Consider the following 12,607-nt stretch of genomic DNA (forward strand, 5'->3'; position numbering starts at 1 on the left):
CTGCGGTCAGCGTGGTTTTACCGTGGTCAACGTGCCCAATCGTGCCGATGTTGACGTGCGGTTTTGTACGCTCAAACTTTTCCTTTGCCATTCCTCAGGCGCCCTTTTGCGATTTGGGGGACCCTTGGTCCCGTGGTTACATCTGCGCGCGCGAGATATTTGGTTCAAAGGGGAAAATCAAGCACATCCTGCGTTAAAAAGAAGCTTAAGACGCCGGATTTTGCGTGACTACGTCGGATTCGAGCGGTTGGATCAAGTCCGGGCGGCGATCAAACCAGCCATTGTCCTTGTGTTCCTCGGCCAGCCATTCCTCGACTCGGTCTGCGACTTTCAGGGCCAAACCGCTCATTTGTTCTTCCTTGGTGCGCGAATGCCCTGATCCCGCCAAGGCACTTTCCCCGGTTGTATCTTCGAGAACCTGGAACTGTTTGCCCTTGGCGAGGAACTCTTTCTTGTTCACGTCATACACGTTGACCAGCACGATCGCGGTGCTTTTGGGGTTGTAGATTACTGGAATGCCTGGGGGGGCCAGCATATAGCCCTCGAGACTGATGCCGATGTCATATTCCTGCACGCCTTCATAACGACCCAGCCTAATATCAACTGCATTCTGAATAGCGGAGGTCCATTCATCCGGCGTGGCATCGCGGCTGACCGGTCCCTGCACAGCCTTGTCTGCGAAGGCATAGTTAACCCGCAGCTTGAATTCGCCCAGCGATTCAGGCTCTTCATAAACTTGTGTTTGGGTGCAGGCGCCCATCAGGGCCAATCCGGTGATCAAAGTCAGAATGCGCAGCATGAGTTCGTCTCGATAGGCCTGTTTTTCTTTGGTCTAGCGCACCGATACGGCCTGTGCCAAGCCGTATCGGCGAAATTCTACCGGCACCCGACGCGCAATCACGAGAATTTATAGCTGCGCGGGAACCCATAGGGCGGCTTTTTCCCAACACTGGCGCGTTTAGCCAGCCATTGGGACATATCGGCTTCGTGCCGGGTTTTCTCACCGCCCATGGACCATTTCAGGCCCTCTTCCCAGTTGAAGGTGGTCAGGTCTGACAAACCGCCATCCAGCTCCAACGTACCCTGACGGCCACGTGCCATGTTGTATTTCTGCAAACGCACGCCCTTGCCGCGCCCCATCTCTGGCAGCTCTTCGGTTGGGAAGACCAAGAATTTACCGTTCTGAGACACCACCGCCACGTGATCACCAGTGACCGGTTTGCAGATCATCGCGGTCTCATCCCCTTTGACGTTCAGCACCTGCTTGCCGTTTCGGGTTTGGGCCAGCACGTCATCCTCGGGCACCATAAAGCCGTTACCCGCATCCGAGGCTACCAGCAGCTTGCGCCCCGGTTTGTGGATCAGAATGTCGATGATCTGCGCTTCGTTTGGCAGATCGACCATCAAGCGCAACGGTTCACCCATGCCTCGCCCGCCGGGAAGGTTGGCGGCGCTGACCGTGTAGAATCGCCCGTTCGAAGCAAACACCAGCAGCCGATCAGTCGTTTCCGCATGGAAGATGAAACGCGGGCCGTCTCCGTCCTTGAACTTAAGTTCTCGCTTCAGGTCGATATGTCCGGTCATGGCGCGAATCCAGCCCATCTGAGAACAGACGACCGTAATTGGCTCCTTATCGATCATCGCCTCAAGCGGAACTTCTTCGACCTGCCCGGCCTCGGCGAACTGGGTTCGGCGCGCGCCGCCCTCGTAATCTTTGCCGAAGGTCTTTTTGGTCTCTTTCAGCTGCTCGGCGATCTTGGCCCATTGCAGGCCTTCGTCAGCCAACAGATCTTCGAGGTTGGCGCGTTCCAGCATCAACTCGTCGCGTTCACGGACCAGTTCCATCTCTTCCAGACGGCGCAGGCTGCGCAGGCGCATGTTAAGAATGGCGTCGACCTGAACCTCGGACAGTTCGCCCTCGCCCGGCTTGGGCGAGACATAATCGGACTCATCGTTCGCACGGACGTGATCGATACCCCAATCCTCGCGCATCAGCGCTGCTTTGGGATCGTCGTCATATCGGATAATGTCGATCACGCGGTCAAGGTTGAGGAAGGCAACAATAAAGCCCTCCAACACTTCCAGCCGGTGGTCGATCTTCGCCATGCGGTGGCGCGAGCGGCGCAGCAGCACCTCTTGCCGGTGATCGAGGAAGGCGCGCAGCACTTCCTTCATCGAGCAGACCTTGGGCGTCACGCCATCGATCAGCACGTTCATGTTCAGGCTGAACCGCACCTCAAGGTCCGAGTTGCGATAGAGCATCCCCATCAGCACCTCAGGGTCCACATTCTTGGAGCGCGGCTCGAGGATCAGGCGGATGTCGTCGGCAGACTCGTCGCGCACATCGGCAAGGATCGGGATTTTCTTGGTCTGGATCAGCTCGGCGATCTTTTCGATCAGCTTGGATTTCTGAACCTGATAGGGAATCTCGGTGACGATGATCTGCCACTGGCCACGCCCCAGATCCTCGACCTCATATTTACAGCGCAAGCGGAACGATCCGCGACCGGTGCGATAGGCTTGCGCAATGTTCTCGGGCGGCTCGACAATCACTCCGCCGGTCGGGAAATCCGGACCGGGCACATAGTTCAGCAGCGTGTCATCACGTGCGTCGGGCGTCTTGATCAGATGCAGACAGGCATCGCACAGGTCTGAGATATTATGAGGCGGGATATTCGTCGCCATCCCCACCGCAATACCGCTGGCACCGTTGGCCAGCAGGTTCGGGAACTGCGCGGGCAACACGACCGGCTCGGTTAGCGTGCCATCATAGTTGTCACGGAAATCGACGGCGTCTTCGTTCAGACCTTCCAGCAGCGCCTCGGCCACGATGGTCATCCTTGCCTCGGTATATCGTGAGGCCGCCGGGTTGTCGCCGTCGATGTTGCCGAAGTTCCCCTGCCCGTCGACCAGCGGGTAACGGACGTTGAAGTCCTGCGCCAAGCGCGCCATTGCGTCGTAGATCGCGGCATCGCCATGCGGGTGATAGTTACCCATCACGTCGCCAGAAATCTTCGCGGATTTACGGAAACCACCCGTCGCACTGAGTCGCAGCTCGCGCATCGCGTAGAGAATTCGCCGGTGAACCGGCTTCAAACCATCCCGCGCATCGGGCAGCGCCCGGTGCATGATGGTGGACAGCGCATAGGTCAGATAGCGTTCGCCAATCGCGCGGCGCAGCGGTTCGGCTATCTCGCCCCCATTGTCGGGGGCCTCCATATTGGGGTCGTCGATCGTGTCGTTCATATATGATGTGATACGCCGCAAGCGCGCGCTGGTAAAGCAAGCAGCGTGCATTTTGCTGGGGACAAGTGGCGCTTTTTGCAACAGGGGGAGGCAACCCCCCGATTTCCCCCGTTTTTCGACTCCACGCCGGAAATATGGTAATCTGACCGAATTAGACTGCTGCCTATTTCTTGTTTCTTACGATTGACCCGGGGGATGCGCCATGACGCGCCTTATTGTTATCACTTTCACTGCACTTGGTTGGTGCTTTTACGTAATGAGTGGTGGACCGGATTTCGAACCGCGTGGCCTGCGCGCCGAGCAACCAGTTCGTATCGCAGCCGCCCCAGCGACGTCCGTCACCCCTGCCCCGGCCAAAGAGCTTGTGACTAATGTCGTCGCCCGCGCGCCGGTTGTGCCCGTGCAATCTGAACCCGTTTTAGAAGAAGTGGTCGAATTCGTAGCGGATGACGCCAGCCTCAGCTCTTTCTCAACTCTGTCGGTCTTCGAAGATCAAAGTGCAAACATTACACTCGCTTCGCTTGAGGACGGTGTGACGGGCTTACGCCAAGTCGCAGACGATGTGCAGGAAGACGTGGCCAAAACACCCGTGGTCCCCGAACCCGAAAAGGACATACGCGAGATTTCGGGAACCCGTGTGAACATGCGCGACGGACCGGGCACGATCTATCCAATCATCGGCAAGGCGACCATCGGCCAGAAGGTAGAGGTGCTGAGCGAATCCGGAACCGGATGGCTGCGCCTGCGCGTGTTGCCGCAGCAACAGGTCGGATGGATTTCGGCCTCACTGGTGCGAAAAACCTCAAACTGATGCAGTCGTGTCATTGTCCTGACCTGAACCGGGCCATAGCTATGGATCAGGTTCAGATTCAGGAAGACCATGCAGAAAACTATTCTTATCACCGGCTGTTCCTCGGGCATTGGCCTAGATGCTGCGCACGGCATGCGCGCCCGAGGCTGGCGGGTGTTTGCCTCCTGCCGCCAGCAGCGCGATTGCGACCGGCTGCGGGCCCAGGGGTTTGAAAGCCCATGCATTGATTACACAGATGCAGACAGCATCACCTCGGGCCTGGCCTCGGTGCTTGAAGCCACAGGCGGCACGCTGGATGCACTGTTCAACAATGGCGCACACGGCTTGCCCGGCGCGGTCGAGGATTTGCCGACGGATGGCCTGCGCGAAATATTCGAGGCCAATTTCTTTGGCTGGCACGAACTGACCCGGCAGGTGATTCCAATCATGCGAGCACAGGGGCATGGGCGAATCGTTCAGAACTCATCCGTGCTGGGGCTGGTGGCCATTCCGTGGCGTGGGGCCTATGTCGCCACGAAATACGCGGTCGAAGGTCTGACGGACACACTGCGCCTGGAGCTGGCCGATACCAATATCAAGGTCGTCCTGATCGAACCTGGCCCGATCACCTCGAAAATCCGCGAGAACTCGATCCCCTTTTTTGAAAAATTCATCAACTGGCAGAACTCGCCCCTGCGCGAGCGGTACGAGTCTTCGTTGTTGAAAAGACTGTACGAATCTTCGGGGCCGGACCGATTCGAACTGCCTGCGTCGGCCGTAACCGACAAGTTGGCCCATGCGGTTGAATCGAAACGACCGCGCTCACGATATTATGTGACGACGCCAACCTATATCGCCGGATGCCTGCGCCGCTTTCTGCCGACCCGCACCATCGACCGCATCCTGTCGGACGTCTGAGGCAATATTACCCGTTCGCTTTTTGCGCCTGCGGGGCTAGATGATAGCCCAAGGAATTAAGAAACGCGGACGGTGTACCCATGGACCTTTTGATGGTCATCTTGCTGTTGGCTATGGCGGCTGTTGTCGTCGTGCTGGCGATTGGCATCTCAAATTTCGGCAAAAGCGGTAAAGAGGCCGCAATGAAAAGCAACAAGATGATGCGCCTGCGCATCTTGTTTCAGTTCATTGCCGTAGTGCTGATCGTGCTTTACGTCTGGCTGCGTGGGCAAGGAGCACAATAGATGGTCGTTCTGAACAAGATTTACACCCGCACAGGCGATGACGGCAAAACCGCTCTGGGTAATGGTGAGCGGGTTGCTAAGTACTCCGGTCGCGTTGCCGCCTATGGCACCGTGGACGAACTGAACTCATTCGTTGGCGTCGCCCGCACCGAAGCCGACGGCGAGGTTGAGGCCGCCCTGTCCCGCATTCAGAACGACCTTTTCGATCTGGGTGCCGATTTTTGTCGCCCCGACATGGAGAAGGACGCCGAAGCTGACTATCCCCCGCTGCGCATCGTTCCTGCCCAGATCGATCGGCTGGAAACCGAAATCGACGCCATGAACGAAACGCTGGAACCGCTGCGCAGTTTCATTTTGCCGGGCGGCTCGCGTCTGGCGGCGCATCTGCATGTGTGCCGCACCGTCTCGCGCCGGGCCGAGCGGTTGGCGGTTGAACTGACCAACATGGAACCGGTGAATGAGGTTGCGGTGAAATACCTCAATCGCCTCAGCGACTGGTTCTTCGTGGCTGCGCGCTGCGCCAATGAAAATGGCACTCAAGATGTGCTGTGGGTGCCGGGCGCAAACCGCTAAGTCGCGGGCCGCTACGTCAAAAAACACGAAACGCGACGTCCCAAACCCATGACGTGACGATTTTGCTCTGTTGCAGGGCGAATTCAGGCGCTATTCAGACGTCCGAGAGCATTGGTGGAGTCGCATAGCGGCTTACCGTTTTTTGTGAGGAGCAAGCGCAAAATGAAGGTACTCGTGCCTGTCAAACGCGTGATTGACTACAATGTGAAGGTCCGCGTTAAAGCGGACGGTAGCGGTGTCGATCTCGCCAATGTCAAAATGTCGATGAACCCGTTCGACGAGATTGCGGTGGAAGAAGCGATCCGCCTGAAAGAAGCTGGCAAAGCCGATGAGGTTGTTGCCGTTTCGATCGGTGTCAAGCAAGCGCAGGAAACCCTGCGTACCGCACTGGCCATGGGCGCCGACCGCGCCATTCTGGTTGTGGCTGCTGATGACGTGCATCAGGATATCGAGCCGCTGGCCGTTGCCAAGATCTTGGCCAAAGTGGTTGAGGAAGAGCAGCCCGGCGTCGTTCTGTGCGGCAAGCAGGCGATCGACAATGACATGAACGCCACCGGTCAGATGCTGTCGGCCCTGCTGGGCTGGTCGCAAGGCACCTTTGCGTCCGAGCTGGACATCGAAGGCGACGCCGCCAAGATCACCCGCGAGGTGGACGGCGGTCTGCAGACCATCAGCGTCAAGATGCCGACCATCGTCACTGTAGACCTGCGCCTGAACGAACCGCGCTATGCGTCGCTGCCCAACATCATGAAGGCGAAGAAAAAGCCGCTGGATGAGAAAACCGCCGCCGATTACGGCGTCGACGTCACTCCGCGCCTGGAAGTCGTCAAAACCGAAGAGCCACCGGCACGCGCCGCTGGTATCATCGTGGGCTCGGTCGACGAGCTGGTCGGAAAACTCAAAGAAGCGGGGGCTGTGTAATGGCTGTTCTTCTTCTGGCTGAAGTTAACAATGGTGAGCTGTCGCTAGACGCCACCGCCAAGGCCGTCAACGCCTCGAAGGCTCTGGGCGACATCACCATTCTGGCCGCTGGTGGTTCCGCCGCCGCTGCTGGTGAGGCTGCTGCCAAGATCGATGGAGTGTCCAAGGTTCTGGTCGCTGAAGACGCATCGCTGGGTCACCGCTTGGCGGAATCGACCGCCGCCCTGATCGTGTCGCTGGCCGATGGCTACGAGCACATCGTTGCCCCCGCGACCACCGACGCCAAGAACGTGATGCCGCGCGTTGCCGCGCTGCTGGACGTGATGGTGATCTCGGATGCGTCCGGTGTGGTTGACGGTTCGACCTTCGAGCGTCCGATCTATGCGGGCAACGCGATCCAGACCGTGAAATCGAACGACGCAAAAAAGGTCGTCACTCTGCGGACCGCCAGCTTTGACGCGGCGGGCGAAGGTGGCGCGGCCCCGGTCGAGACCATCTCGGTTCCGGGCTCCGAAGGCTTGTCGTCGTGGGTCGAGGACAAAGTGGCCGAGAGCGACCGTCCGGAACTGACCTCGGCTGGTGTCGTTGTCTCGGGCGGCCGTGGTGTCGGCTCGGAAGAGGACTTCAAACTGATCGAAGGTCTGGCCGACAAGCTGGGCGCTGCGGTTGGCGCCTCGCGCGCGGCCGTCGACTCGGGCTATGCGCCGAACGACTGGCAGGTGGGTCAGACCGGTAAGGTCGTTGCCCCCGATCTGTATGTCGCTGTCGGCATCTCGGGCGCGATTCAACACCTGGCCGGCATGAAGGACTCGAAAGTTATCGTCGCGATCAATAAGGACGAAGAAGCACCGATCTTCCAAGTCGCCGACTTCGGTCTGGTCGCTGACCTGTTCCAAGCCGTGCCGGAACTCACCGAAAAACTCGGCTGATCGTAAGATAAGGTTTTTCAACTGAAAACCGGAAAAGGCCCGCTTAAAGGCGGGCCTTTTTTCAATGCAGGTTTCGAATTGGCCCAACTAGGGCATCCGCAATGGATCTGTGTGCCGCCGGACCAATCATGTGCTCAGCCATCGGCTGCTGCAAAGTGCCGAACAACATATCCTCAAGCTCATCGGATTGCCCGGACACATAGGCCGAAGCTTCCACACAATCCGCACAGAGTGGACGCACCGCCTCGAGCATTTTGGATGTGACCGCAACTGGCGTTCTTTGACCCTGATGTTCGCGTTCGTTGAGGGTCAGCACCTCCAGGCCCAGCAAAAGGACCGGAACCTCCAACCTTTGCAAAAAGTCACTGATTTTCCGAATCCAGTTGCGGCGCAGCTCGTCGGCCACAACTTCAAAACGAGCGTCCTGATAGCCCTGCAATCGTCCCATCAGATGGCACACGAAATGAACGTCGGTAAAGTCGACCTCGGGGTAGAGGTCGATCAGATCCTGAGTTGGCGCCAGAACACGATCATTGCGCCGGGGATGGACACGATAAAAGTGATTCGACTGACTCAGAACCCCAGGCGTTTGCAAAACGCACAGTTCAGCCCCATTCAGCAGTGTGAACAGACCCGCGTCACCACACAGCGCCTCAACCCCGCAAAAGAGGCTGCCCAGATTAAGACAGCGCCGGTCCAACCTGTCCTCGAGAATTGCCGCAAAGGGACGGTCAACAAACCGTCCATAGGTCTCATCCCCACCAACGCAAGCTATATAGGCCGTGTCCAAAGACCTTTCAGGCCCACGAAACCAAAGACGCGACTGGCCATATTGGCATACGGCATGCCCGGCACCTGCCGAGCCTGTTTGATGATAGCTCATAAAACTCACCCAATTTTTCACCCACTTGCCACCTTGCAGCCGCATGTCTTGAGATATTCCTAATGTGCGCATTTGAAGCAAATTCGATGGGTTCGATCCCCTTGCCGCCCCTACCGATCTGCCGGTACTGTCCCCCCAACCCCGAGACACAGAGGCATCAGAACATGGACGTAAAATCAGTCGGAGTGATTGGCGCAGGCCAGATGGGTAATGGCATCGCCCACGTCCTGGCACTGGCGGAGTATGACGTTCTGCTCAACGACGTGAACCAGGATGCGCTGGACGCCGCCTTAGTCACGATCGAAGGCAACATGGCACGTCAGGCATCGCGCGGGAAAATTACCGAGGATGCGATGCAGGCTGCGCTTAAGCGGATTGGTACGACACTCGCTCTACCGGAGCTAGGACAGACAGATCTGGTGATCGAAGCCGCCACCGAACGCGAGGCGATCAAGCAGGCGATATTCGAAGACCTGCAACCGCACCTGCAGCCGCATACGATTCTGACGTCGAACACGTCTTCGATTTCGATCACCCGGCTGGCCAGCCGCACTGACCGGCCCGAACGGTTTATGGGCTTTCACTTCATGAACCCCGTGCCGGTGATGCAGCTGGTCGAGCTAATCCGCGGTATTGCCACGGATGAAGAGACCTTCAACACCTGCAAGGCCGTAGTGGATCGCCTGGGCAAAACCGCTGCCAGCGCCGAGGACTTTCCCGCCTTCATCGTGAACCGTATTCTGATGCCGATGATCAACGAGGCGGTCTATACGCTGTACGAAGGCGTCGGGAACGTGCAATCCATCGACCAATCCATGAAGCTGGGCGCAAACCACCCTATGGGACCACTGGAATTGGCCGATTTTATCGGTTTGGATACCTGTTTAGCTATCATGAACGTGCTGCACGAAGGCTTGGCCGATACCAAGTACCGCCCCTGCCCGCTGTTGACAAAATATGTCGAAGCCGGGTGGTTGGGACGTAAAACCGATCGCGGTTTTTATGACTATCGGGGCGAGGTTCCCGTTCCGACGCGCTGAGGCAGAGGGGGATCAGCCCCCTCACCCCGGAATGTTTGAAGCCAGTTAAAGAAACGGATCAGCGTTTGTGCGTTTCGCCCAGTGACATTGTGTGCTCTCTGAGCCAGGTCATAAAGCCACGCGGGTCGCGTTCCAGCAATTGCATGTCCTCGTCCGAGATCGGATCGCCGATAACCGGAGATTGCGGTTTGTTGCACGACCGCACGATCTCGTGCAGCAAAAGCCCTTGCCGCAGGATCGGGGACAGTTTGTTGGCAATCTGATAGGCGCGCGAGTTACTACCCGGGAAATAGATCGGCACCACACGGGCACCGGACCGGCGAATCATCTTGGCGGTGAACACGTTCCATTCCCGCTCCTGCGCCGGGCCGAACCAATCGTCCGAAGACATCACCACGCCTGATGGGAACAGGGCAACGACGCCACCTTCTTTCAGATGGTCCATCGACTTGCTGCGCATCTCAAGCATCTTGGTTTGCGCTTCGGGGTCATGCGGGAATGGCACCGGGATCATAAACGACGTCGCGGCCTCATCCAGACCAGTCAGAACCGAGCGGGTTAGGATACGATAGTCACTCCGAACCCGACCGATCAGCTCGGCTAGGATCATGCCGTCGACCATCCCATGGGGGTGGTTCGCCACCACGACAACAGGCCCTTCTTGCGGGATTCTCGCAATCTGTTCCTGAGGAGTGGTCAGGTTGATGCCCATCGTTTTGAGCGCACCACCCCAGAACCGTTGGCCGCGATAGTATTCGTTCTTTTTCTCGAATTTGTTGACCATGCGCAAAATGGTCAGCTTACCCGTGCACCATTCGATGGCGCGGATCGCTGTTGATGTCCAAGCGTCGTCGAACGAGTTCGCGTAGGTCAGGGTTCTACGGTCGTAGATTTCGCCCTGGTCCTCGGTCCCATCCACCACCGGGCCTGTCTTGGTCTCGTGCGTTGTTTCCGCCAATTCCTGGTCTTCCCGTTCTTCGTCGCGCGGCGGATAAGGTCAGAAACCTTCCCCGAACTTGTCGTTCACCAGGGTTTCCAACGCATCAGCCAACGCCTCAGCATCCGGTCCGGACGTCTCGACGTCAATAGTCGTTCCGCGCGAGGCTGCCAACATCAAAAGGCCCATTATACTGTCGCCCGATGCAGAAAAACCGTCTTTGGACACTTCTACCCGCGCGTCAAAGCCCTCGACCACCTCAACCAGCTTGGCCGAGGCGCGGGCATGCAAACCTTTTTCATTAATGATTTTCAGGCTTCGGTTGGTCATTCTTAATCTGTCCGGTCTTCTTCTAATGTAATGTTTTGCGCATTGATATATTTGCGTCCAGCCTCCATCGCCTGCCGCACGGAATCCGCAATGGGCAGGTGGCGTGTTTTGGCCAGTTTTATCAACATAGGCAGATTTGCACCGTAAAGGATACGGCGATCCTGCGGCGCGCAAGCCCGTAGGCTCAGATTCGATGGGCTGCCCCCAAACAGGTCAGTCACTACGACAACCCCGTCCCCGACATCGACACTGTCGGCAGCCGCACAGATTTCCGCCTGCTTTGCGGCGCGGTCATGATCAGCCTCGATCGAAATCGCGACCAGGCCGGGCTGCTTTCCGACCACATGCTGCATGGCGGCCAGATATTCCTTGGCCAACCCACCATGTGCTACGAGTACGATTCCGATCAATCCGGCCTCACATTCAACGATCGACGTTCCATTTCGCGGTGCCTAATTGCCACTTGCTGCCCCTCCTCTGCAAGGGCCTTTGCAACCGCTTCAGCCATGGCCACCGACCTGTGTTGCCCTCCGGTACACCCAAAGGCCACGGACAGATGGGCTTTGCCCTCGGCCCGGAAGGTCGGCAGCAAGAGTTTCAACAGATCCACCACCCGGTCGAAAAACGGTGCGTAGTTCGTGTCCGACTGAACATAGTGCGCGACATCGGGGTTTCGACCATCTTCCGCCCGCAATTCCGGACGCCAATACGGGTTGGCCAAAAACCGGCAATCAAACACCATATCCAAACCGCGTGGCAATCCACGTTTGTACGAGAACGATTCAATCGACACGGCCAGATGCCGCCCGTCCTTTGGGGCAAACCAGCGTTCGACCTCTTCGCGCAATTGGTGGATGTTAAGCGGAGTGGTGTCGATCAGCGTATCTGCAATTTCGCGGATCGGGGCCAGCAGCTCCTTTTCCTGCCGCACACCAGTTTCCGGGCTGGCGTCGGTGGCCACAGGGTGCCGACGCCGAGTTTCCGAAAATCGTCTGAGCAGCACGTCATCGCTGCAATCAAGATAAAGCGTTGTCAGGTCGACCTGCTCCATCCGCCGAAGCCGGACCGCTAATTCTATAAATCCGATAGTCGAGAAATCGCGATTGCGGGCGTCGATGCCCAACGCCATGGGACGATCGCTTTGCGGACCTTCCAGCAGGCGCATCAACAAACCCATAGGCAAATTGTCGATTGCTTCAAAACCAAGGTCTTCAAGAACACGGATCGCCGTCGAACGCCCAGCGCCCGAGGGGCCGGTGACCAGAACGATACGCCGTTGCGATGTCATGTGCTGGGCCATTCAGGATCCACGCGCCCCATTTTCAAAAGTTGCATGAGTGCTGCCGCCAAGTTGGGGACGCCCGCCGCCCTAAGCAAGAGAACAGATTGCCTCAGAATTAAGATCGTATCGGGATCGGGCAAGCGATCTGGTTCGTTTTGATCAAGATCCACCACATAGTGGATCGGAGTTGCCCCCGCAGCGTGCGCTTGAAGCAAGCCGATACCGCGCGCCTCGATCAATCCGCGCAGATTTTGAGCAGCATCAGCCATGACCGTTTCATTCACCATGGACAGGGCAACCCGGTCATCGGCAACCAGCGCTGCACCGTAAGCCATCATCTGTAAGGCCAGCGCCGATTTGCCGGACCCCGACTGCCCCAGGATCAATACGCCGCGCCCCTCAACGGCAACACATGTCGCGTGGAGAATAGCCGTGTCCTGATGTTGAATGCCTAAAAGGGTCTGGCCGCTCATA

Annotated in this window: 16 protein-coding genes; 7 read left to right on the forward strand and 9 right to left on the reverse strand. The window is 57.8% G+C overall.

Going from position 1 to position 12,607, the window contains the following annotated elements:
* The 3 genes from ACR0DT_RS22740 to parC form a co-directional block, all read right to left on the reverse strand.
* A partial coding sequence (locus ACR0DT_RS22740; protein ID WP_215675807.1) for a GTP-binding protein occupies nucleotides 1–91 on the reverse strand: 91 nt, incomplete at its 3' end.
* A 114-nt stretch (nucleotides 92–205) separates the two neighbouring features.
* Nucleotides 206–799, reverse strand: coding sequence for a hypothetical protein (locus tag ACR0DT_RS22745; protein WP_480712956.1), 594 nt, complete (start codon nucleotides 797–799; stop codon nucleotides 206–208).
* 98 nt (nucleotides 800–897) lie between these two features.
* A complete protein-coding gene (parC, locus tag ACR0DT_RS22750; protein WP_480712957.1) occupies nucleotides 898–3,246 on the reverse strand; it encodes a DNA topoisomerase IV subunit A in 2,349 nt (782 codons plus the stop codon).
* Between the two features lie 202 nt (nucleotides 3,247–3,448).
* Between parC and ACR0DT_RS22755 the strand changes: the two genes are divergently transcribed.
* The 6 genes from ACR0DT_RS22755 (at nucleotide 3,449) to ACR0DT_RS22780 (ending at nucleotide 7,661) form a co-directional block, all read left to right on the forward strand.
* Nucleotides 3,449–4,057, forward strand: a complete 609-nt coding sequence (locus ACR0DT_RS22755; protein WP_480712958.1) for an SH3 domain-containing protein — start codon at nucleotides 3,449–3,451, stop codon at nucleotides 4,055–4,057.
* 69 nt (nucleotides 4,058–4,126) lie between these two features.
* A complete protein-coding gene (locus tag ACR0DT_RS22760; RefSeq protein ID WP_480712959.1) occupies nucleotides 4,127–4,954 on the forward strand; it encodes an SDR family NAD(P)-dependent oxidoreductase in 828 nt (275 codons plus the stop codon).
* A gap of 80 nt (nucleotides 4,955–5,034) precedes the next feature.
* Nucleotides 5,035–5,238, forward strand: a complete 204-nt coding sequence (locus ACR0DT_RS22765) for a twin transmembrane helix small protein (RefSeq protein WP_480712960.1) — start codon at nucleotides 5,035–5,037, stop codon at nucleotides 5,236–5,238.
* The gene (locus ACR0DT_RS22770) at nucleotides 5,239–5,811 is read left to right on the forward strand and encodes a cob(I)yrinic acid a,c-diamide adenosyltransferase (RefSeq protein ID WP_480712961.1); all 573 of its coding nucleotides are present in this window, start codon (nucleotides 5,239–5,241) and stop codon (nucleotides 5,809–5,811) included.
* Nucleotides 5,812–5,973: 162 nt separating this feature from the next.
* Nucleotides 5,974–6,732, forward strand: a complete 759-nt coding sequence (locus ACR0DT_RS22775) for an electron transfer flavoprotein subunit beta/FixA family protein (protein WP_480712962.1) — start codon at nucleotides 5,974–5,976, stop codon at nucleotides 6,730–6,732.
* Nucleotides 6,732–7,661 carry an electron transfer flavoprotein subunit alpha/FixB family protein gene (locus ACR0DT_RS22780; RefSeq protein WP_480712963.1) on the forward strand — a complete coding sequence of 310 codons (930 nt, stop codon included), beginning with the start codon at nucleotides 6,732–6,734 and terminating at the stop codon, nucleotides 7,659–7,661. The genes ACR0DT_RS22775 and ACR0DT_RS22780 overlap by 1 nt, the downstream gene beginning before the upstream one ends.
* Before the next feature lie 61 nt (nucleotides 7,662–7,722).
* On the opposite strand, the gene ACR0DT_RS22785 is transcribed toward ACR0DT_RS22780, so the two are convergent.
* Nucleotides 7,723–8,544: a DUF6473 family protein gene (locus ACR0DT_RS22785; protein WP_480712964.1), complete on the reverse strand. Its 822-nt coding sequence runs from the start codon at nucleotides 8,542–8,544 to the stop codon at nucleotides 7,723–7,725.
* Between the two features lie 164 nt (nucleotides 8,545–8,708).
* Here ACR0DT_RS22785 and ACR0DT_RS22790 point away from each other — a divergent pair, with 164 nt between their 5' ends.
* Nucleotides 8,709–9,584, forward strand: coding sequence for a 3-hydroxybutyryl-CoA dehydrogenase (locus ACR0DT_RS22790; RefSeq protein ID WP_480712965.1), 876 nt, complete (start codon nucleotides 8,709–8,711; stop codon nucleotides 9,582–9,584).
* A gap of 58 nt (nucleotides 9,585–9,642) precedes the next feature.
* Here the strand turns inward: ACR0DT_RS22790 and ACR0DT_RS22795 are convergent, their stop codons facing one another.
* From ACR0DT_RS22795 to ACR0DT_RS22815, 5 genes are read right to left on the reverse strand one after another with little or no spacing between them, the layout of a single operon-like run.
* On the reverse strand, nucleotides 9,643–10,542 hold the full coding sequence (locus ACR0DT_RS22795; RefSeq protein WP_480712966.1) for a lysophospholipid acyltransferase family protein: 900 nt from the start codon (nucleotides 10,540–10,542) through the stop codon (nucleotides 9,643–9,645).
* Between the two features lie 39 nt (nucleotides 10,543–10,581).
* Complete coding sequence (locus tag ACR0DT_RS22800) at nucleotides 10,582–10,851, reverse strand: HPr family phosphocarrier protein (RefSeq protein WP_058283623.1); 270 nt, start codon at nucleotides 10,849–10,851, stop codon at nucleotides 10,582–10,584.
* A gap of 2 nt (nucleotides 10,852–10,853) precedes the next feature.
* Nucleotides 10,854–11,261, reverse strand: a complete 408-nt coding sequence (locus ACR0DT_RS22805) for a PTS sugar transporter subunit IIA (RefSeq protein ID WP_170350392.1) — start codon at nucleotides 11,259–11,261, stop codon at nucleotides 10,854–10,856.
* Nucleotides 11,258–12,151: an RNase adapter RapZ gene (gene rapZ, locus ACR0DT_RS22810; RefSeq protein ID WP_480712967.1), complete on the reverse strand. Its 894-nt coding sequence runs from the start codon at nucleotides 12,149–12,151 to the stop codon at nucleotides 11,258–11,260. The genes ACR0DT_RS22805 and rapZ overlap by 4 nt, the downstream gene beginning before the upstream one ends.
* A complete protein-coding gene (locus tag ACR0DT_RS22815) occupies nucleotides 12,136–12,606 on the reverse strand; it encodes an HPr kinase/phosphorylase (RefSeq protein WP_480712968.1) in 471 nt (156 codons plus the stop codon). The genes rapZ and ACR0DT_RS22815 overlap by 16 nt, the downstream gene beginning before the upstream one ends.
* Between the last annotated feature and the right edge of the window lies 1 nt (nucleotide 12,607).

This window comes from Ruegeria sp. BI11, assembly GCF_056538005.1.